Annotated in this window: 8 protein-coding genes and 1 pseudogene; 3 read left to right on the forward strand and 6 right to left on the reverse strand. The window is 70.2% G+C overall.

The genetic code is table 11. The annotated features are described in order from the left end of the window. Window positions 1–491 precede the first annotated feature (491 nt). Window positions 492–1,061: an SMI1/KNR4 family protein gene (locus ACGFU6_RS32405; protein ID WP_393616146.1), complete on the forward strand. Its 570-nt coding sequence runs from the start codon at window positions 492–494 to the stop codon at window positions 1,059–1,061. A gap of 493 nt (window positions 1,062–1,554) precedes the next feature. Here the strand turns inward: ACGFU6_RS32405 and ACGFU6_RS32410 are convergent, their stop codons facing one another. After that, a complete protein-coding gene (locus ACGFU6_RS32410; protein WP_393616184.1) occupies window positions 1,555–2,031 on the reverse strand; it encodes a DUF6924 domain-containing protein in 477 nt (158 codons plus the stop codon). Window positions 2,032–2,549: 518 nt separating this feature from the next. On the opposite strand from ACGFU6_RS32410, the gene ACGFU6_RS32415 reads away from it, so the two are divergent. Further along, window positions 2,550–3,191, forward strand: coding sequence for a hypothetical protein (locus ACGFU6_RS32415; RefSeq protein ID WP_393616147.1), 642 nt, complete (start codon window positions 2,550–2,552; stop codon window positions 3,189–3,191). Window positions 3,192–3,625: 434 nt separating this feature from the next. On the opposite strand, the gene ACGFU6_RS32420 is transcribed toward ACGFU6_RS32415, so the two are convergent. The 3 genes from ACGFU6_RS32420 to ACGFU6_RS32430 all read right to left on the reverse strand — a co-directional run bounded on the left by ACGFU6_RS32420 (window position 3,626) and on the right by ACGFU6_RS32430 (window position 7,183). Further along, window positions 3,626–4,216 carry a hypothetical protein gene (locus ACGFU6_RS32420; RefSeq protein ID WP_393616148.1) on the reverse strand — a complete coding sequence of 197 codons (591 nt, stop codon included), beginning with the start codon at window positions 4,214–4,216 and terminating at the stop codon, window positions 3,626–3,628. Between the two features lie 3 nt (window positions 4,217–4,219). After that, window positions 4,220–5,635, reverse strand: coding sequence for a helix-turn-helix domain-containing protein (locus ACGFU6_RS32425; protein ID WP_393616149.1), 1,416 nt, complete (start codon window positions 5,633–5,635; stop codon window positions 4,220–4,222). Between the two features lie 78 nt (window positions 5,636–5,713). Next, window positions 5,714–7,183 carry an MFS transporter gene (locus ACGFU6_RS32430; protein ID WP_393616150.1) on the reverse strand — a complete coding sequence of 490 codons (1,470 nt, stop codon included), beginning with the start codon at window positions 7,181–7,183 and terminating at the stop codon, window positions 5,714–5,716. Window positions 7,184–7,330: 147 nt separating this feature from the next. Between ACGFU6_RS32430 and ACGFU6_RS32435 the strand changes: the two genes are divergently transcribed. After that, on the forward strand, window positions 7,331–7,909 hold the full coding sequence (locus ACGFU6_RS32435) for a TetR/AcrR family transcriptional regulator (protein WP_393616151.1): 579 nt from the start codon (window positions 7,331–7,333) through the stop codon (window positions 7,907–7,909). Between the two features lie 55 nt (window positions 7,910–7,964). Here the strand turns inward: ACGFU6_RS32435 and ACGFU6_RS32440 are convergent, their stop codons facing one another. Both ACGFU6_RS32440 and ACGFU6_RS32445 read right to left on the reverse strand, forming a co-directional pair. Continuing rightward, window positions 7,965–9,992, reverse strand: a complete 2,028-nt coding sequence (locus ACGFU6_RS32440) for a HelD family protein (RefSeq protein WP_393616185.1) — start codon at window positions 9,990–9,992, stop codon at window positions 7,965–7,967. A gap of 154 nt (window positions 9,993–10,146) precedes the next feature. Next, window positions 10,147–21,570 (reverse strand): annotated as a pseudogene (locus tag ACGFU6_RS32445) (SDR family NAD(P)-dependent oxidoreductase); the annotation flags it as partial. Between the last annotated feature and the right edge of the window lie 31 nt (window positions 21,571–21,601).

A 21,601-nucleotide genomic window follows, 5' to 3' on the forward strand; every position in this document is an offset into this window, starting at 1 on the left:
CGCGCGGTCTCCTCCGGAGACACGACGCGACGGCCCTACGGGCCGTCAAGATGCGGGGGTGCTCCGCACCCCCTGGCCGCCTTCGGCGCCCTGAGGCATCATCACCTTCGGTGATGATGCTGGGCCTTCGGCCCGTAGGTCCGGCCTCCGGCCAGCCCTTGGCGACTACAGGCGCGGCACCCGTCAAAGGCCAACTCGATGCCGGCCCCAACTCCCGAGATGGCATACTCATTTCTGACCAGACGTCAACTGGTCTACTCCACTTTTTCCCTGGAAGGATCGAAATGCTCATGGCGACTCCTCGTTCATAAAAGCGAATGCGGGGGTGGGGGAAAGTCCTCACCCCCGCAGGGCAATTCCTGGCTATGTCAGCAGAGGGTACGGTATGGGCGTGGGCTGGCCGTTGCGCTGGAATTTACTTGTGCCGCAGGGCAGGATCATCCCTGCAGTGCGAATGCCCAGCGTGATTAGTAGATTTGATGGAGGTCTGCGTGCCGAGTGATATAGGTGAGTCGTGGCAGCGTGTTGTGTCCTGGCTGCGTGAGTATGCCCCGGTCAGTCACCGTGCTCTGGGAGATGCGGCGAACGACGAGGAGATCGACGCTGTCGAGGAGAAGATAAGTGTTCGGTTCCCAAAGGATCTGCGTGCCTATCTGAAGGTCAACAACGGGACCGTCACCCGGCTCGATGGGTCGAACGGCCTGACGGGTTCCTGCCAAGAAGGCGAGTTCCTCGTCGGCGGATGGGCGCTGCTTCCTCTGTCGAGTATCGAGCGGCTGCATCATCAGATGATGCCTGGTCCGAGCGAGGATGAGGACTATTGGAGGAAGGAGTGGATTCCTTTCGCCGCCGAGTCTTATGCATGTGGTGAGATGTATGGCTTCTTCATCGACGCGGAGACAGGTTCGGTGGGGCAGTGGAGTGACGGCGACGTGGAGACCATGGATCTCTTCCCGGATCTGTCGGAATTCTTCGCGTCGGTTCTTGAGGATCTGGAGCGAATCCTTGGTCCGGAGGAAACCAGTCAGCGGATCCAAGATGGCATCGTCACCCTCCCCTGAGGCACACAGGGAAGGCCCCCACGGATGTTCCCGTGAGGGCCTTCCCCTTGTGGAGTTCTGTCAGGAGGTGAGCCCGTCGAGGCCGACCCAGTAGTTGCCATCTTCCATCAGCCGCTGTTCACCGATGAATCCGCCGAAGGGCTGCATGGATTGGGTGTTCTGCCAACTCGACATGCTGGAACGGCCGCAGGGCTCGTTCCATGAAGGCCGTCAGGCTCCCGCCCATACCTCGCTGCGCACTGACGTCACTCGTCATCGGAGTTGCGGGGCTTGGATTCGACAGCTTCCAGCCGTGCGGCGATCGGATGAGCCAGCGGTGCTCTGCCGGCCGCTGCTCCGAGTAGTGGCCGGTCCGCTCCTCGGCATTCGATCCGGCAGCAACGACTCGATCCGCGCCCACTGCGCATCACTCACGACATGCCCCAACGAACGACTCACATCGGCCGAGGCAATGACCGCCCGCTGTTCCGATCAGATGGGCCGCAGCACCTGATCAGGCTCTTCGGAGGCAGCCGCAGCGTGCTCTGCGAAGTCCACGTTGCCGAGCCGCCAAGTCCATCTGGACACCGTGCACCGCGGCGGGCACAGCACGAAACTCCCGGGGCTCCGGCGCCTCGATGAGTTCCTGGTAATAGACGGGGTCAAGGCCGCTCACGTCCTCCCAGACGGTCGACAGAGCCAGCAACGCATGCGCCGGCGACTGCATCGTGTCGCGGTCAGCGAGGAAGACGACAAGCAGGTCCTCATCCACCGCAGCGGCAAGAACCTCGTCAGCCGTCGCACCTGACCAGACAGGCGCATCGACCAGCTGCACTCCTGCGGGAAACTCACCACCTGGCCCCCACGGCCGACGCAACTCCCCAACCACCGCGTTCCACGCCTCGTCGTCGCTGAAGTCGGTCCTGATGACGAGAACGTCGAACAAGTCGCGTCCGATCTCAGGCACCGCTCGTTCAAGGCCCTCCGGCATCGCCACGCCCAGGACTCTCCCACGCCGCACTGACACAGCTGTTGCGAGGAGTGATCCAGAAGAAGCGTCTAGGCGCCGTGAGCGAACGGTCAGGGCGTCGGGTGGGGTGTGGTGCCGGTGGCGAGATACCGGACGCCGTTGCCCTCGGGCGGTGCGGCCGCGCCACGGGGGCAGGGGATGTCGGCGGGAGGGTGCGGTGCGCCAGCCGTGCCGCTCGTGCCACACGAGTGCGGGGCCGGTGCGGTGGGGCCGCCCAGGGTGATCACGGCGTTGACGACGTCGTCGTCAGGGTGGTGGGGCGCTGAACGGCTGCCCCGCCGCATGGGAGACTGGGCCGCCCGCCGCACCCTGGCGGGCGGATTCTGGGGAGGGCGCCGGACATGGCGAGGTGGAGAAAGCGCGCGGCGGTGCTGTGCGCCGTTGTCGCGGTGAGTGGGCTGGCGGGTTGCGGTGGGGCCGGCGGAGAGGCCGCCGACGCCACAGCGTCCCCGGCGCCGTCCGTGAGCGACGCACAACGCATGACCGAGGCGCTGAAGACGTTCAAGGGCTACCGGTCATTCGGTTTGAAGGGTGAGGTCAGGGACGAGGTCGGCTCCGCGATCGATCTGCACGTCGACCGCGAGGGCCACTGCGCGGGCACCTACACGCGCTTCCACGGGGTGACCCGCTTCGTCATCATCGGCGACCGGGCCTGGTCGGTATACGACGAAAAGACCCTGAACGGCTCCATCGTGGATGCCCAGTTCGTGGGCCCCGAGGCGGTCGCCGCGGCCAAGGGCGCGGTCGCGAAGGCGCGCGGCAAGTACGTAGAGTCCTCGGCCACCGAGCTGACCGATCAGATCGCCCTGTCACTGTGCCGGATGGACACGGCCTACGCAGGGGTGCCCGCCTCGGTGACCACCGCCGAGCACAGCAACCCCCGCACCAAGGACGGGGAGCAGCGCGTCGCGCTCACTCACACGGTCAAGGACGGCGAGGTGGTGGTCCACGTACCGAAGGCGGGCAGACCGACGCCCCACGGCATCGAGTTCGAGATCGCGGATACCCCCGTGGTGGTCGACGTCTACGACGTCGACGTGCCGGTCGAACCGCAAAGGCCGGACGCCTCGGACGTGGTGAAGGCCGAGGACGTACGCGGGCTGGACCCCTTCGCGAAGTGAGCCCCCAGGCCGCCTTCGGCCCGTGGGGCCGGCCTTCGGCCTGCCCTTGACTGGCCAGCAGGAGGGAAGGGCCTGTTTTGGTTGCGGTGCGTGCCCGTTTCCTGATGTCTCGTCATGCTGGTCCATCGGGTGCCGGCCTCAACTCCTGGGACGTCCTGGGAGCCCCTGACTGGGCGTTAATTGGTCTAATCCAATTTAGTTCCCGGGAAAGGTCGGGAGCGCTCTTGGCGACTCGTCAGGTCCACGAAGACGAAACGCAAAAAAGCCCTCCACGAGGAAGACATCTGTACCTGCGAAATGAACGCTGCCACGAAAGCTCCGGGGAATCGCTGTGTCTGGCACTGCGTCACATCCCCACGCCCCGCCCGGTTCCGCAGGTCCCGTAACCCCGAAAGCTGACACCTCTCACGTGGGGCTGCTGGGAGGAGTGGCTGTCAGGCGCCGATCCCGATCGATCCGACATAGGCGTACGCCGCATAGTCGGAATCCAGGTCGGTGATGATGTCGTCCCAGATCTCGTCCAGGGTGTCCAGGTCACCCGCAGCCCAAGCCTCGACCATGTCGTCCCAGACATAGCGGGCCTGCACGGAGCGTTCGGTGACTTCCGGCCGACGACGCTGCTCGTCCACGGCTGACTGGTCCACGGGGTAGATCTCGATCCGCCGACCTCGGCCGGCGTTGTCGAGCAACCGCTTCAACGCACCCGAACGCACCAGGTTGTCCCGACGACGCTCCTGATAGGCCCTGTCGACCGCCTCCAGCTTCGAACGGCTGGGACGCACCCCACGCTCCCAGGAACGCAGCAACCGCGCACTGACCCCATGCCTGGCAAGAACTTCACGACCGGGCCGACTGTCAAGATAATTCAGGCGAGCAGAAAGCCCCCGGCTGGTCGTGACCGGCGAGGCAATACCCCCCTCACGCGCGATGCGATCGAGCTCGGCCGCCAGCGCCCGAGCACCACTCACCCCCCGAGCCCCATACTTCTGCCATTCGCCCCAGAGGTCGGTCGCGCCGCCTGTCATGGACTACTCCCCCAGCGCGTAGGTAAATTTTGCCTTGACCTGGGAAAGGTCGCGGCCTTCCGGGAACACCGTTTGCCAGTCCCCGGCAACGTGCAGTTCGTCTGTACCCGACATCTGAACGACTGTCAGACCTGACGTGTGTGCCTTATGCGCTTTCAGCCACAGGTTCACAAATGCCTGCGAACGGATGATATGCATCCAGTCGGGACGCCGGATCTCCCGGTTCGCGGTACTTTCCCCAATAGTGGACACGAACTTAGAATACATGGATTTCACGTATTCCAGAGTCGTTTCGTCATTGCTGGAAATAGCTTCCTTGCGTACCTCGGCAAGAGTGCGGCGCATCTTCTCCAACAACCCCTCCGAAGCACCCGACGTCCACGATTCATGAATCTTCGGAGCCTCGGCCAACCCGATTCTCGCGCAACGCAACAGAAGACGGAGGGTGGGCTCTGTCACCCACAGGGGCCCTGGTTCCTTGCGTGCGCCGAGCGGTGACGGGAGATCCGGCTGATCCCAGGGGGCGGGGGTGATCCGGTGGATGCCGGAGCGTTTCGGGTCGTGGTGGTTGCCCTGGGAATGGACGAGTTTCCCGATCGGCAGCCAGGCCTTCAGGGCGCTGAGGTAGGCGGCGTTCATGTCCAGGGCGGTGACCTCGAGAGTGACGTGCCCGCCGCGAGCGGCGCGGTGCAGTTCCTCGGAACGCCATTTCGGGCGGGCTTCCCAGACCTGGTCAGCGCCTTTTTGTGATGCCTTCTTCAGGATGTCAGCGGTGGGTGGGAACTCCGAGTGTTCATAGCGGCCACCGACTCGTGAGGCCGCGAACAGGGCCATCACATCCGGTACGGCTGTTTTGATAAGCGCGGCCTGCGCGGCTCCCAGATCACCGTTATGGGAAGTGAGTTCCTCAGTCACGCGTCCACGGACACGGTCCGCGAGCGGACCAGCAGGCACAACCACCCGCCTCGGAACCACCGACGCCAGCGCGGGCGGCGCCGAGGCGGCCGGAGCTGGGGCCGGAGCTAGGGCCTGTGCGGCCGGGGCCGGGGCGGCCGGGACCGGGGCCGGGGCGGCGGGTGTGGGAGCGGCGGGCGCGGAAGTGGGAGCGGCGGGCGGAGTTGTTGGTGGCGGCGTTTCGAGTGGGATGAGGGTCAGCTGCCCACCGGTCGCGATGCGGTCCGTGGGCAGTTTCGCCAGGGCGTGCGTGGGGCCCGCGAGGAGATCCAGCACGGGGATCCCCCAGTGGGCGGCGAGCTGGTCGCAGTCCGTCAGCGTCCACGAGGCCTTTCCGCGCTGTCTGCGGCTGATCTGGCTCTGTGTCAGCCCCAACGCGGTGGCCAGAGCGGCCTGCTGCTCACCGGTGCGGTGCGCAATCGCGGTCACCGTTACCCGCAGCGTTTCCTCCGTACTCATCAGCATGAGCACACCCTACCCAGCCTATGCGCATGTCGCATAACTGATGGGGCGTGCTCATATGCTCCAGTGCTGGGGTTGTGGTCAGCGGCTGGTCGCGGGTGCGCTGTTCAGCGTAGTGACCGCGTCAGGGGCGGTGGAGTGCTTCGGGAGTGCGGGTTCCTGTGCGGGCTTGGGCTTTGTCAGCAGCAGCCCGGTGAACACGGCGGTGACCAGGGTGACGATGCCGGCGGCGAGGAAGGCGCTGTTGAGGCCGGTCTCGAAGGTGGCGCCGCTGGACTGCCGGGAGCGGACGATGGCTCCGAGTACGGCGACGCCGAAGACGGCACCGATCTGTCGGGTGGTGCTGCTGACGCCGGATGCGAGGCCGCCTTCCTGCGGGCTGACTGCCTGGATCGCGGCCCCGGTGAGCGGGGACATGGCCAGGGCGAATCCGGTGCCGGCGACTGCCAGGCGCCACCACACGTTCCCGTATGCGGTGTCGGCGTGGACGGTGCCGAGTGCGAGGAGTCCCAGGCCGGCCAGGGCGAGGCCGGTGGTGACCACGGCGCGGAAGCCGTAGCGGGCGGCCAGGCGTCCTGCGTACGGGCTGACGACGACCATGGCGAGGGAGACGGGCAGGGTCTGCAGGCCGGCGCGCAGGATCGAGCTGCCCTGGACGTAGACGAAGAACTGGGAGAAGAAGAACGAGGAGCCCATGAGGGCGAATCCGACTACGACCATCGCGGTGTTGGACACGGTGAACAGGCGCCGCTTGAACAGTTGCAGCGGCAGCATGGGTGCGGCGCGGCGGGCTTCGACGGTGATGAAGGCCGCGAGGAGGATCACTGTGGCGGCGAAGCTGGCCAGGATGACCGGTGATGTCCAGCCGCGGGCGCCGCCCTCGATGAGGCCGTAGGTGAGCGCGCCCACGCTCAGGACGGACAGCACGGTGCCGGGGATGTCGATCGCGGGGGCGTTCGGGTTGCGGGACTCGGCGAGGTGGCGCAGGCCGACCAGCAGAAGGATCACGCCGATGGGCAGGTTGACGAGGAAGATGGCGGGCCAGCCGAAGGCCTGGGTCAGCACACCGCCGGCGACGGGGCCCGCGGCGAGGCCGATTCCGCTGAGTCCGGCCCACAGCCCGATCGCCTTGACGCGTTCCTGGGGCAGGGGGTAGGCGGCGGCGAGGAGGGCGAGTGAGGCGGGGGCCAGTGCGGCGGCCCCGATGCCCTGCAGGACCCGGCCGGTGATCAGCCAGCCGACGGAGGGCGCGAGGGCGCAGAACAGGGACGCGACGGTGAAGACCACGACGCCGGTGAGGTAGACGCGTTTGCGGCCGAACCGGTCGGCGAAGACGCCGCCGGACAGGAGGAGCATCGCGACCAGGAGTACGTAGGCGTCAACGATCCACTGCAGACCGGTCAGTTCTGTGTGGAGGCGGTGCTGCATGTCGGGCAGGGCCGCTCCGACGATCGTGTTGTCGAGCAGGACCATGAACTGGCCCAGGCAGGTGACCGTGAGGAGCACGGTTCGGTTCGGCCGGCTGTCCGGTGTTGCAGGCGATGCAGCCATGGGGGTTCCTCTCAATGTCATCGGTTGTGCCCGGCCACGACTGGTGTGATCGCCTTCCAGAACTTTAAGGCAGTCAGTGGCTGCGTTAAGAGACTATACGGAGGGTCACCCGTAAACGCAAGTCTGGGCTGCGTTAAGGTGAGGGGTATGAATGGACAACAGCGAGCCCGGCGGCCCGGCGGGCGCAGCGCCCGGGTCGGCGCGCAGGTACATCAGGCACTGACCGAGCTGATCGGCGAGCGCGGTTACGGCCACTTCACCGTCGCGGAGGTCGCGGCCCGTGCGGGTGTGGCCGACAGCAGCATCTACCGCCGGTGGGGCAGTCTGGAGAACCTTCTCTCCGAGGTGATGCTCACCCGCCTCAACGCGCAGTCACCCATGCCCGACACCGGGAGCCTGGCCAGTGACCTGCACGCCTACGCGGCCAACGTCGCCCGCGAGATCACCGGACCCGACGGGCCGGCACTCGTACGCCTGGCCGTCGCCCTCACCGGCACCGGCACCGGCCAGCAGGGACAACAGGGGCGGGAGGCACGCGACAGCCTCCGCGACGAACGCACCCGCCAGATGCAGTCCATGCTCGACCGCGCCGCCGAACGCGGCGAGAGTACCCCCGCCGCACTCGACGTACTCGACCACGTCCTCGCCCCGATGTATATCCGCGTCCTGTTCGGGATGGAACTCACCCCCCAGTACATCGACGGACTCGTCGACCGGCTCCTCTGACACCCGCCACAGCAGCACGGCGGCCACGCGCGGCACCGCGCCCGCGCAACAACCGTCAGGCAGACCCGGCAGTGACGGTGCACAGGCGCTTGGTGGCCCGGGTCAGGGCCACGTACAAGTCCCTCTCCCCACCAGGACGCGCCGCGATGATCTCCTCCGGATCCATCACCACCACCCCGTCGAACTCCAGACCACGGGCCTGCGACGCCGGCACCACACGCGCATGGCGAGCAACACCCCCGGCCACCAACTCGTCCACCCTGGCGTCCGCACACACCACCCCCAAGAGCTCACCCGGGAACGCAGCCCCCTGCACGGACACCTCCCGCACAACAGCGGCGACCGACCCACCCGACGAAACAGTCACCGAACGAGGGTGTTCACCACTGCGCAGAGACCGCGCGGGCACCTGATCCGGAGCGATCCGCGCCAGCAAATCCCGCACGCTCTCCAGAATCTCCTGCGTCGTGCGATAACTCACGCTCAAACTGTGCCGCTTGAACCTCCGCCCCACATGAGGGCTCAACGCCTCCTCCCAGCCGGCCGCCGTCACCACCGGACCCGCCTGCGCGAAATCACCCACCAATGTCATCCCCCGGCCCGGACAACGCCGGACAACCATTCGCCACTCCATCCCCGTCAGCTCCTGCGCCTCATCGACCACCACATGCCCGAACACCCGCTCGGGAGGGCCATCGATCAAGGACGCCGACTCGTCAAGGAGCGGGACATCGGCACCGGTCCACGGATCACCCGCACCGCGCAGCAGCAGGGACCGCTCCTGCTCGGTCACACCCGGCAGGTGCTCGGCGAGAGCGTCCTCGTCCCCCAGCAGAGCGTTCACGAGGTCACCCGGCGCAAGCCTCGGCCACAGCGCCTCGACCGCCCCGTCCATACCGGCATCACCGAGGAGGTCGGCGCGGATGGCGTCCAGGTCCAGCTCATGGACCGGACCCGGGTCGCCGGCGCCTTCGGCACGACGCCGAGTGGCCCCCGTGAAACGGTCGAGATCCAGACCCGTCATTCTCTCGGTATCGGCGTCGATCTGCTCCAGGACGTCGCCCATGTCCCGTTGCATCGCATCGGTCACGGCATCGGCCAGGAGTTCCTTGAACACCTGTCGCGCGGGATTGTGCCCCGATACGGCCGCGACAGCGGTATCGCGCGCCGCGGCCACTTCCCTCTCGGGCAGCGAGATCACTTCCTGACCGACCTGCACCGTGAAATCGCCGGCCGGAGCTTGGTAGGAACGCAGCAGACCGGCCAGGGCGTCGGCGAAGTCGGAACTCCCCTTGAGACGTGCCGTGCCGAAAGAGTCCACCGCGTCCGTGAACACCCCTGCCAGTTCCTGACACGTCGCCAGGACCACGTCGTTCTCACCCAGTGAGGGAAGGACCTGGGAAATGTAGTCCAGGAAACGGGCATTCGGACCCACCACCAGGACACCCTCCTCCGCGGCACGCGGGAAGGCGTACAGGACGTAGGCCGCCCGGTGCAGGGCGACGACCGTCTTGCCGGTGCCGGGCCCGCCCTGCACCACGGTCACCCCTCGGTGGGGGGAGCGGACGATCTCGTCCTGCTCGGCCTGCAGCGTCGCGACGGCCGCGTTCATCCTGCCCGTGCGCCGCGCCGACAGAGCCTCGACCAGCGGGCCGTCTCCCACCACGTCCTGATCGGTCGGGGTGCTCCCGTCCAGCAGTTCGTCGCTCACCGAGACGACGGTGCGGTCATCGAGGCGCAGATGCCTGCGGCGTCGCAGGTCCATCGGGTGGACCGGTGTCGCCTCGTAGAAGGGCCGCGCCGCGTTCGCGCGCCAGTCAACGAGCAGCGGCAGCTCGTCCTCCTCCGTATGGAGGCCGATCCGCCCGATGCGCAGGGCCGTGCCGTCCGACCAGTCGATGCGCCCGAAGACCAGCCCCATTTCGGCGCCCTCCAGCCGGCCGATCTCCTTGGCCAGTCGGTCGGCGGCGATATCTCTCTCGTACGCCTCACCGGCGCTTTCCGCCGGAGCCTTCAGCACACTCGCCCGGTGTACTCGCGCCTCGGAAATCCGCTCGGTGAGCAGCTCGTACAACGAGGACACATAGTCCTGCTCCGAGTCAACCGCACGCACAGCAGAACCATTCATATTCAACAACAAGAAGCTCCTTCGATTCGAGCAACACCATACGGACGAAGCTCCATAAAGATAAGTCTTGACTTACTTGTCGGGGTTATGTCCCCGTGTCCGACTGCTTTTACGCGTCACGCATTCCGCAGCCACATATATCGGAATGCTGGACGGAATGGCTCTTGAGTGAATCGAGCCAGTTCCGCAGGCACGTGGCGGTCTCTGCCGCCCGGTCCTCAATGATCGAGAAGTGATCTGCCTCGATGTACTCGGCCGGTCCTCGGTGTTGCCAGTCGGGAACCGGGTCGGCTTCGAAGCCGCTCAGCGTCACGGTGGCCCGCAGATTCAGCGTCGGAGCAGCAATCCGTCCGGCCCCGCGCTCGGGGTAGATCCGCACGTAGCCGCCCATGGAGACCAGGCTGTGGTCATCGACGGGAGTCAGTGCGTTGTCCCGGGACAGGACCTGTCCCAGCGCGTCGACAAGCACGCGGCGGGTCGCCTCGTCCTCGTCCGGGGCGTAGGTGTCGATCATCGCGAGGCCCACGAGCTCCCCGCCCTCGCTCTCCACCCGCCGGGCGACCGCATGGGCGACCGCGCCACCGGCCGAATAGCCGACCAGCGCCACCGGACCACGCCCGCACTCCGACACAACTGCCGCCGCGAGGCTCTCGATCGCCGCCTCCCACGTCGCCGGCAGCTCCTCGCCCGCGCGCATCCCGGGCAGCCGCAGCACACTGACCTGCCGCTCGCCGCTCAGCTCACGGGCCAGGCGGGCGAACTGGTGAGGGCCCGAACCCGCCAGGAACGACGGGATGCAGACCAGCGCCGGTCCCCCGGCGCCGCGCGCCAAGAGCTGCACCTCGGCCGGACGCCGCCTGCCGGCCGCGTCGGCGGTGTACGTGGGCATCAGCGCCGAACTCGCCACCAGCAGAGGCATCGCCGCCGCCAGTTCGCCGCGGCGGTGTGCCGCCGACACCAGGTCGGTGAGCGTGCCGCGCACCCCGGCCGGTTCCTGCTCGGCCACATCGGCGGCGGGCTCCTCGATCCTCGATCGCACGAGCTTCGCCACATCGGCGGCGGTCGGGTGATCGAAGATCAGCGTCAACGGCAGCTCCAGATCGGCCAGTTGGGCGAGCCGGTTACGGAATTCCACGGCACCGAGGGAGTCGAACCCGAGCTCGGTGAACAGCGCGTGCGGGTCGATCGCCTCACCGGACCGGTGACCGAGGACCGCCGCCGCGACACTGCGCACCTCGCGCAGGATCACACCGTCACGGTCCGCGTCGGGCAGTGCGGCCAGTCGCTGCGTCAGGCTGACGTCCCTGCCCTCGGCAGCCGGGGACACCTGGATCATTCCGCGCAGCATCGCGGGCAGGGTGCCGCCGCGCGCCAGGTCGGTGAGCGCAGCCGTGTCCAGCAGTGCGGTCACCGCAGTCGCGCGCTCCGTCGCGAGCGCGTTGTCGAACAGCGCCATGCCGGACTCCGCGTCGATCGGGACCAGGCCCAGCCTGCTCCGGATCCGGCGGGTGTACTGCTCGCCGTTTTCCCCTCCGAGCGCCCCGGCCATGCCGACGGTCCACAGCCCCCAGGCCAGTGAGTGCGCGGGCAGACCCGCGCCGCGCCGTACGCGCGCCAGTGCGTCCAGCACACCGTTCGCAGCCGCGTAGTTGCCCTGCCCCTGTCCGCCGAGCAGCGGCGCCGCCGACGAGAACAGCACGAACGCGGACAGGTCCAGGTCACGGGTCAGCTCGTGCAGGTGCAGTGCCGCATCGACCTTCGGTGCCAGCACCCGCGTCGTCTGCTCGGTGGTGAGGCTGTCGAGCGTGCCGTCGTCCAGGACGCCCGCCGTGTGGATCACAGCGGTCAGCGGAACACCGGCATCGATACCGGCCAGCAGAGCCTCGACGGCGGCGCGTTCGGTGACGTCGCATGCCACGACCCGGACCCGGGCGCCGAGAGCGGTCAGCTCGGCAGCCAGTTCGTCGGCACCGTCCGCGGCCGGGCCGCGACGCGACGCCAACAGCAGGTGCCGTGCGCCGTGCTCCGTAACCAGGTGCCGGGCGACGATCGCGCCGATGCCCCCGGTCCCGCCGGTGATGAGGACCGTGCCACGGTCGAACGACGGCGGCAGGCCAGGTTCGGTTACGGGAAGCGGCTGCAGGCGCGGTGCCAGGAGCCGGCCCTCGCGGACGGCCAGGTGCGGTTCGTCCTGGGCCACGGCAGCGGCAAGGGACGCGACCGGCAGGGCGTCGCCGTCGTGGTCGATGAGCAGGAACCGGCCCGGGTACTCCGACTGTGCGCTGCGTACCAGAGCGGCCACGGCGGCCCCGACCAGATCGGGTTGCTCACCGGGCAGTCCGCCGGCCCGGTGCGTCACGACCGCGAGCCGGCCGGGGTGCTCCGCGCTGTTCCAGCTCTGCAGGAGGGCGAGCGTCGTCAGCACACCGGCATGTACCTCCGCCGCGCCGCCGGCCGTTGCGCGGGGTGCCTGCCACACCACCGTGTGGGGCACGTCCCGCAGCTCACCGAGTTCCGCCGGGCCGGCGCAGCTGGTGAGAGGCTCGGGGGCCTCGACGATCGCGGGATCGCCCAGCACGACGATGCTCCGGGCGTCCGCTTTGTGGGCGGCGGGCACGGTGACCCATTCGAGGTCGAACAGCGGTGCCGCGCCCTGCAGCTGGGCCAGCGCCGCCCGCTCGATGGGGCGGACCCGCACCGACTCCACGCTCAGTACCGGGGCGCCGGCAGCGTCGACGGCGTCCACGCGGAAGGTGTCCGGCGCGGTGCGGGCGATACGGACGCGCAGGGCGCCCGCGCCGGACTGCGCCAGCTGAACACCGTCGAAGGCGGACGGCAGGGGCGCCCGGCCGTCGGGTCCCTTCTCGGCGAGAAGGCCGACAGCGGCGTGGAACACCGCGTCCAGCAGCGCCGGATGCAGCCCGAATGCCGTGGCACGCGCTGCGGTTCCGGCATCGAGTGCGAGATCCGCGAAGGCTTCCTCCCCGCGCAGCCACGCCGCCCGGACCCCCTGGAACGCCGGGCCGAACGCGAACCCGAGATCGCCGAGCACGCGGTACACCTCTGCCCCGTCGACCGGTTCGCCCTCGGCCGGAGGCCAGTCCCGGTGCCAGCCCGGCGCCGGGGCCGGCGTAGCGGGAGTGAGCAGGCCACGGGCCTGCGGCACCCAGGTGTCGGCGACACGGGCGTGGACCGTCACGGTCCGGTGCCCGTCGGCGTCGGCTCCGCCCACGGCGAGCTGAAGGTCCGTGCCGCCCTCGGCCGGGAGGATCAGCGGCGCCTCGAGGGCCAGTTCCGCCAGGCGCGGCACGCCGAGCCGGGCACCGGCGGCCAGTGCCAGTTCCACGAATCCGGTTCCCGGCATCACGACCGTGCCGAGAACGGTGTGGTCGGCGAGCCAGGGGTGTGTGCGCTGCGAGAGCCTGCCGGTGAACAGCCACTCGTCCGTGCCGGCGAGCTGTACCTGGGCGTGCAGCAGCGGATGGCCGGTGGAGTCGGCGCCGGCGAGCGGCGCGGCGCTCTCCGCGGGCTGCAGCCAGAAACGTTCGTGCTCGAAGGGGTAGGTGGGCAGCGCGATCCGTGCCTGCGGCCGGGCCCCGAAGAAGCCGGACCACCGCACCGGCCGGCCCGCGCAGTGCGCCGCAGCCAGCGCGGTGACCAGTTGCTCGGGTTCGGCGGCCGTGCGACGGGATCCCGCGACGACCGATGCGCGCTGTGCGGGATCGGCTGCCAGCGTGGCACGGGTCATGGCGGTCAGCACCGCGTCGGGGCCCAGTTCGACGAAGAGGCCGACACCCGACTGGAGGAGGGAGCGCACGGCCGGAGCGAAGCGCACGGCCTCGCGCACCTGCCGTACCCAGTACTCGGGCGTGCCCAGGAGTTCGTCGGCGAAGGCTCCCGAGACCGTGGAGCACAGCGCAATGCGCGGCTCGTGGTAGGTCAGGTCCGCGGCGATCTCCGCGAAGTCGTTCAGCATGGAGTCCATCAGGGCGGAGTGGAAGGCGTGGCTCACCCGCAGCCGGCTCGTCCTGACGCCCTCGGCCACCAGCGTCGCCTCGAGCGCCGACACCGCGTCGGTGTTGCCGGAGAAGACCACCGCCTCGGGAGCGTTGACCGCCGCCAGGGAGACCGCGGCGGCCGGATCGGTGTTGACCGCTGCCAGCAGCTCCGCGGCCCGTGCTTCCGGGACCGCGGCGGCCAGCATGCTCCCCCCGGCCGGCAGCGCCCCCATCAGGCGGCCCCGGGCCGCGACGAGCCGGCACGCGTCCGGCAGCGACCACACACCGGCCACGTGTGCGGCGGCCAGCTCACCGATCGAGTGCCCGGCCACCGCGTCCGGTGTCACGCCCATGGACTCCACGAGGCGGAACATCGCGACCTCGAACGCGAACAGCGCGGGCTGGGCGTACTCGGTGCGATCGAGCAGGGTCTCGTCGCCCGCACCGAACATCACATCTTGCAGCGCATGCTCCAGGTGCGCGTCGAACTGCGCGCACACCTCGTCGAGCGCGGCCGCGAACACCGGGAACTCGCGGTACAGTCCGGCGCCCATCCCGATCCGCTGCGCGCCCTGACCGGTGAACAGGAACGCTGTCGTACCGGTCCGGCCGGTGCCCTCAACCACGCCCGCTCCCGTCTCACCGGCCGCCAGCCGTGCCAGGGCCGCCAGCAGCGACTCCCGGTCCGGGCCCACGACCGCGGCGCGCTCCTCGAGTTGCGCGCGGTGCAGCGCCAGCGTCGACGCGACGTCGCTGAGTTCGAGCCCGGGGCGTTCGCTCAGCGTGTCGTGCAGACGGCGCGCCTGGGACCGCAGCGCGGCAGGCGTCCGCGCGGACAGCAGCAGCGGCACAGCCGCCGGGCCGGTTGCGGCGACCGGCGCCGGCGGGGCTGCGGGCGCCTCCTCGATGATCACGTGCGCGTTGGTCCCGCTGATCCCGAACGACGACACACCCGCCCGGCGCGGCTGCTCCCCGGCCGGCCACGGCTCCGCGTCGGTCAGGATCCGTACCGCGCCCGCCGCCCACTCCACGTGCGGCGACGGGGCATCGACATGCAGGGTGGCCGGCAGCACCTCGTGCTGGAGCGCCTGCACCATCTTGATCACACCGCCGACACCGGCCGCCGCCTGCGTGTGCCCGATGTTCGACTTCAGCGAGCCGATCCGCAGCGGCTCGGCGCGCTCCTGCCCGTAGGCGTTGATCAGTGCCTGCGCCTCGATCGGGTCGCCCAGCGTGGTGCCGGTGCCGTGTGCCTCCACCACGTCCACCTCGGCCGCGGCCACACCCGCGTTGGCCAGTGCCTGGGCGATCACCCGCTCCTGGGACGGACCGTTGGGCGCGGTCAGGCCGTTGCTCGCACCGTCCTGGTTGATGGCGCTGCCTCGGATGACAGCCAGTACCGGGCGCCCGTTGCGCTGCGCGTCGGACAGCCGTTCGAGGGCCAGTACGCCGACGCCCTCGGCCCACGAGACACCGTCGGCACCACTTGAGAACGCCTTGCAGCGCCCGTCCGGCGACAGCGCCCGCTGCCGGGAGAACTCCAGGAACAGCAGCGGAGTCGACATGACCGTCACCCCGCTGGCCAGGACCAGCGAGGTCTCTCCCGCGCGCAGCGCCTGGACCGCCAGGTGCAGTGCCACCAGCGACGAGGAGCACGCCGTGTCCACCGTCACCGCGGGCCCTTCCAGACCGAGGGAGTAGGACACCCGGCCGGAGACGACACTGCCGGCAGACCCGGTCGCCAGATAGCCCTCCGCGGCGCCGTCGGCGGCCTCGCGCGCCGTGTAGCCGTAGTCCTGGTACATGACGCCCGCGTAGACCCCGGTGTCACTGCCCCGCAGTGAGGTCGGATCGATGCCGGCGTCTTCGAGCGCTTCCCAGGACGCCTCCAGCAGCAGCCGCTGCTGCGGGTCCATCGCCGCCGCCTCGCGGGGTCCGATCCCGAAGAACGCCGCGTCGAAGTCACCTGCGGCGTCCAGGAACCCGCCTTCCCGGGTGTAGATCCTGCCCGGCTTGCCCGGGTCGGTGTCATACAGGTGATCGACGTCCCAGCCGCGGTCTCCCGGGATCGGGGTGATCGCGTCGACACGCCCTTCGATCAGGTCCCAGAGCTGGCCGGGGTTCTCGACGCCGCCGGGGTACCGGCAGCTCATACCGACGATCGCGATCGGCTCGTCGGCCCCGCCGACAGCTCTGGTCCTGGCCGAGGCGGGGCGCGGCCGCGCCGGCTGCGAACCGTCGACCCGGGTACGCAGGAAGCCAGCGACAGCGGCGGCGGTCGGATAGTCGAACACCAGCGTGGACGGGAGCTGGACACCGGTGGCGGCGGTCACCTTGTTGCGGAACTCGATTCCGCCGAGCGAGTCGAAGCCCAGTTCCGTGAACGGTGTCTCGGGGGCGATGGCGTCGGCCGACTCGTGGCCGAGGACCGCGGCGGCGATCGCACGGACCTCGTTGAGGATCAGCGGCTCCCACTGCTCCTCGGGGGCATCGAGCAGCCGCTGACGCAGCGGGCTGTCGGCGATCCGGTCGCGCGACGGCAGGCGGATCAGGCCGCGCAGGAGCGCGGGCAGCGTGCCGAGCCGGCCCAGTGCGGTGAGGGCCGGCGTGTCGAGCAGCGCGGTCATCAGCATCGGTTCACCGGAGGTCAACGCGCTGTCGAGCATCTGCATGCCGGTGTCCGGCTCGATCGGGGAGAGACCGAGACGGGTGCGGATCTGGCGCACCATGTTCTCGCCACCCGCGTCGTTCAGCGCCTCGGCCATGCCGAGCTTCCACAGTCCCCAGGCCAGCGAGTGCGCGGCCAGGCCGGCGCTGCGACGTGCCTGGACGAGCGCGTCCATCGCCGCGTTCGCGGCCGCGTAGTTGCCCTGGCCCTGCCCGCCGAGCAGCGGCCCGGCGGAGGAGAACAGCACGAACGCGGACAGGTCCAGGTCGCGGGTCAGCTCGTGCAGATGCCAGGCGGCGTCGACCTTCGGGGCGAGCACCCGGTCCACCTGCTCGGCGCTCAGGGTCTCGATCGTGCCGTCGTCGGACACGCCCGCGGTGTGCACCACGGCTGTCAGCGGCTGGTGCGCGGGCAGGGAGTCCAGCAGCGCGGCGACCTCGGCGCGCTCGCTGACGTCGCACGCGGCGACACGCACGTCGGCGCCCAGCGCGGTCAGCTCGGTGACCAGCTCCTCGACACCCGGTGCGGCCGTGCCCCGGCGCGAGGCGAGGAGCAGAGTGCGCACCCCGTGGCGGGCGACCAGGTGGCGTGCGGTGACGGCACCGAGGCCGCCCGCGCCGCCGGTGATCAGGACCGTGCCGTCGCCGAAGTCTCCGCCGGCCGGTTCGCCGGTGACCGCACGCACCAGCCTCGGTACCACGGTTACGCCGTCGCGGATCGCGAGCTGTGGTTCGTCCATGGCGGCCGCGGCGGCGATCCGCCGGAGCAGGTCCCCGGTGTCGTCGGGGTCGATGTCGAGGTCGACGTTCACGATGCGCCCCGGGTTCTCCGACTGCGCACTGCGTACCAGACCTCGCACGGCCGCGGCCGCGGGGTCCGGCGTCTCACCGGGCAGGCCTGCCCCGTTGCGGGTCAGCACGACCAGTGCCGAGTCGGCGCAGCCCGGTTCGGTGAGCCAGCCGCGCAGCACCGCGAGGGCGCTGTGCACGGCCCTGCGAATGGCTGCGGGGACGTCCTCGCGGTCCGCCTGCGCCGTCTCGGGCGACCAGACGACGGCCGCGCCGGCATGACCGCCGCCTGCCGCGAACGCGGCGACGTCCTCGAACGTCTCGGCGCAGCCCGCGACGGACCGCCCCAGTGCTACCAGTTGCCCGTCCGGCGCCGCCTGCGCCGTCACCGGCGTCCAGTCCAGGGCGTAGAGCGGGCTGCGGGCACCGGCGAGAGCGCCGGCGTCCGCGGGGCGGGCAAGTACGGCATCGATCGACAGGACCGCGGCGCCACCGGCGTCGCAGGCGTCGATACGCACCTTCTGGGGACCCGAGCGGATGATGCGGGCCCGGACCGCCGTGGCGCCGGGCCGGAACACCCGGACGCCGCCGAAGGAGAACGGGAGCGGCAGCCGGCCGTCGGGCAGGTCCTCGGCGAGCACGTCGATAGCGGCGTGGAAGACCGCGTCCAGGAGTGCGGGATGCACCCCGAATCCCGCTGCCCGGCCCGCCGCCGTCTCATCCAGGGTGACCTCGGTGAACACCTCGTCACCGTCGGTCCAGGCGGCGCGCACGCCCTGGAAACTCGGGCCGTAGCCGAATCCCAGGTCGGTGAGCCGGTCGTACAGGCGCGCCCCGTCGACCGGTGTGCCGTCGGCGGGCGGCCAGTCGGGGTCGGTCCAGTGCGGTGTCACGCTGTCGGCGGGGGCGAGCGCGCCGGTGGCGTGGAGCGTCCACTCCGGCTCGCCCGGGTGGGACGGCGCGGCGCCGGTGACGGCACGCGAGTGGATCGACAGGCGGCGGCGGCCGGTGTGATCGGGTTCGCTCACCGAGAGCTGCACGTCCGCGGCGGCGGTGCCGTCGAGGAGCAGCGGCGTCGCCAGGACGAGTTCGTCCAGGACGGGCAGGTCCAGCCGGCGCCCTGCGGCCAGGGCGAGGTCGACGAAACCGGTGCCGGGCAGAAGCACCGATCCGAAAGCGGTGTGGTCGGCGATCCACGGCAGGTCGGCGATGGAGAGCCGGCCGCTGAACAGCCATTCGTCGCGTCCGGCGAGCGGCGCGGCGACCCGCAGCATCGGATGATCGAGCGCGTGCAGGCCGGCGCGGCTCATGTCACCGAGCGCGTCGTCGTCGGGCTGTACCCAGTAACGGCGGTGCTGGAAGGCGTAGACGGGCAGATCGAGGTGGCGGGCCGGGCCTTGCGGCATCAGCGGCGCCCAGTCGACAGCGGCACCCGAGCAGTGCACTGCGGCGAGCAGCCGCAGGAACTGACCGGCCTCGTCGACACCGCGCCGTGCCGCCGCCGTGACCAGCGAGCGGGACTCCTCCTCGTCGCTGAGTGTCTGACGGGTCATCGCCGCCAGCACCGCGTCCGGGCCCACCTCGACGAACCGGCGCACGCCGGCATCGGCGAGCGAGCGCACCGCAGGTGCGAACCGCACGGCCTCACGCACCTGCCGCACCCAGTACCGCGGTGTCAGCAGCTCGGAGCCGGCCATCGTGCCGGTCACCGTGGAGCACACGCCGATGCGCGGCGTCCGGTACTCCACCGATGCGGCGACCTGCTCGTACTCGGCGAGCATCGGTTCCATCAGGGCCGAGTGGAAGGCGTGGCTGACCGTCAGCCGCTTGGTCCGCACGCCCTCTTCGGCCAGTTGGTCCTCCAGCGCGTGGATCGCCGCCGCCTCGCCGGAGAACACAGCCGCCCCGGGCGCGTTCACGGCCGCCAGCGAGACCGTCCCGGCCGCGAGCAGTTGCCGCGCCCGCTCCTCCGGCACCGCGGCGGCGAGCATCGCGCCGCCGGCCGGCAGCGCTCCCATCAGCCGGCCCCGGGCGGCGACGAGCCGGCAGGCATCGGCCAGCGACCACACCCCGGCCACATGGGCTGCGGCCAGCTCACCGACCGAGTGCCCGGCCACCACGTCCGGGGTCACGCCGAACGACTCCAGCAGGCGGTACAGCGCCACCTCGAACGCGAACAGCGCTGGCTGCGTGAATTCCGTGCGGTCCAGCAGGGCGGTGCGCCCGGTGTCGCCGGACATGACCTCGCGCAGCGACACCCCCAGCAGGGCATCGAGTTGCGCGCACACCTCGTCGAGGGCGGCGGCGAACACGGGGAACGCGGCAGCAAGCCCCGCGCCCATGCCGATGCGCTGCGCGCCCTGGCCGGTGAACAGGAAGGCCGTCTCGCCGGCGGTGGCGGCGCCCGAGACCACGTGCGGGGATTCCGCGCCCGCGGCGAGGGCCGTGAGGCCGCTGAGGAGGCCGGCGCGGTCGGCGCCGAGCACCGCACCGCGCCGGCCCAGCCGAGCGCGCGCGGTGATCAGGACGGCAGCGATGTCGGCGTCCTGGGCCTCGGGGTGGTCGGCGAGCCAGGCCAGCAGCCGGCTCGCCTGGGCCCGGAGCGCGGGCTCCGACTTGGCCGAGAGCAACCACGGCGCCGGCAGCGCCGGGCGGACCTGCTCCTGCTCCTGTCCCTGCGTCTGGTCCTGTCCCTGGTCCTGGTCCTGCTCCTGTGCGACAGCTTCGCGGGCGGACGGCGCCTCTTCGAGGATCACGTGCGCGTTGGTCCCGCTGATCCCGAACGACGACACACCCGTGCGGCGCGGGCGGTCGAGATCGGGCCACGGCTGAGCCTGCGTCAGCAGTTTCACGGTGCCCGCCGACCAGTCGACCTCGGGGGTCGGCTCGTCCACGTGCAGGGTCGAGGGCATGACGCCCTCCCGCATCGCCATGACCATCTTGATCACGCCCGTGACACCTGCCGCGGCCTGCGTGTGACCGATGTTCGACTTGACCGAACCCAGCCACAACGGGTTGTCGTCCGCACGGGCCCGGCCATAGGCGGACAGCAGTGCCTGCGCCTCGATGGGATCGCCCAGACGCGTACCCGTACCGTGCGCCTCCACCGCGTCCACCTCGGACCCGGACAGCCGCGCGTCGGCCAGCGCGGCCCGGATGACCCGCTCCTGCGCGGGCCCGTTCGGCGCGGTCAGCTGGCTGCTCGCACCGTCCTGGTTCACCGCGGAACCGCGGAGCACCGCCAGCACCCGGTGCCCGCTGCGCTGTGCGTCCGACAGCCGCTCCAGCACCAGGACACCCACGCCCTCGGCCCAGCCGGTGCCGTCCGCCGACGAGGAGAACGCCTTGCAGCGTCCGTCCGGCGCCAGCCCGCGCTGCCGGGAGAACTCCACGAACGTGCCCGGTGTCGCCATCACCGTGACACCGCCGGCCAGCGCCATGGAGCATTCGCCCCCGCGCAGCGACTGAGCCGCAAGGTGCAGCGCGACCAGCGAGGACGAGCACGCGGTGTCCACCGTCACCGCCGGCCCCTCCAGGCCGAAGGTGTAGGACAGCCGGCCAGAGGCGATGCTGCCGGCGCTGCCGGTCAGCAGGTAGCCCTCGAAGTCCTCGGGCGCACGGGGAGTCCGGGAGCCGTAGTCGTCGTACATGACGCCCGCGTACACCCCGGTACGGGTGCCGCGCAGCGCGGTCGGGTCGATGCCCGCGTGCTCGACGGCTTCCCACGCCGTCTCCAGGAGCAGCCGCTGCTGGGGATCCATCGCCGCCGCCTCGCGGGGGCTGATGCCGAAGAACTCGGCGTCGAACCGGTCCGCCTCGTACAGGAAGCCGCCTTCGCGGCAGTACGAGGTTCCGAGGTGGTCGGGTTCGGGGTGGTACAGGCTCTCCAGGTCCCAGTCGCGGCCCTCCGGGAAGGGACCTACGGCGTCGCGTTCGGCGCGCAGCAGCTCCCACAGGTCGTCCGGGGAGGCGACACCGCCCGGGAGCCGGCAGGCCATGCCCACGATCGCGATCGGCTCGTGTGCCCGGTCCTCCAGCTCCTGCACACGCTGACGGCTCTCCCGCAGGTCGACGGTCGCCCGCTTGAGGTAGTCGCGGAGTTTCTGCTCG

Source organism: Streptomyces sp. NPDC048462, assembly GCF_043200175.1.
Classification (GTDB): domain Bacteria; phylum Actinomycetota; class Actinomycetes; order Streptomycetales; family Streptomycetaceae; genus Streptomyces.

What these genes read in the sequence shown, in the direction of transcription:
- ACGFU6_RS32410 (WP_393616184.1), bottom strand. Translation starts at nt 2,031, where the DNA reads ATGCCGGAGGGCCTTGAACGAGCGGTGCCTGAGATCGGACGCGACTTG.
- ACGFU6_RS32415 (WP_393616147.1), top strand. Translation starts at nt 2,550, where the DNA reads ATGACCGAGGCGCTGAAGACGTTCAAGGGCTACCGGTCATTCGGTTTG.
- ACGFU6_RS32420 (WP_393616148.1), bottom strand. Translation starts at nt 4,216, where the DNA reads ATGACAGGCGGCGCGACCGACCTCTGGGGCGAATGGCAGAAGTATGGG.
- ACGFU6_RS32425 (WP_393616149.1), bottom strand. Translation starts at nt 5,635, where the DNA reads ATGCTGATGAGTACGGAGGAAACGCTGCGGGTAACGGTGACCGCGATT.
- ACGFU6_RS32430 (WP_393616150.1), bottom strand. Translation starts at nt 7,183, where the DNA reads ATGGCTGCATCGCCTGCAACACCGGACAGCCGGCCGAACCGAACCGTG.
- ACGFU6_RS32435 (WP_393616151.1), top strand. Translation starts at nt 7,331, where the DNA reads ATGAATGGACAACAGCGAGCCCGGCGGCCCGGCGGGCGCAGCGCCCGG.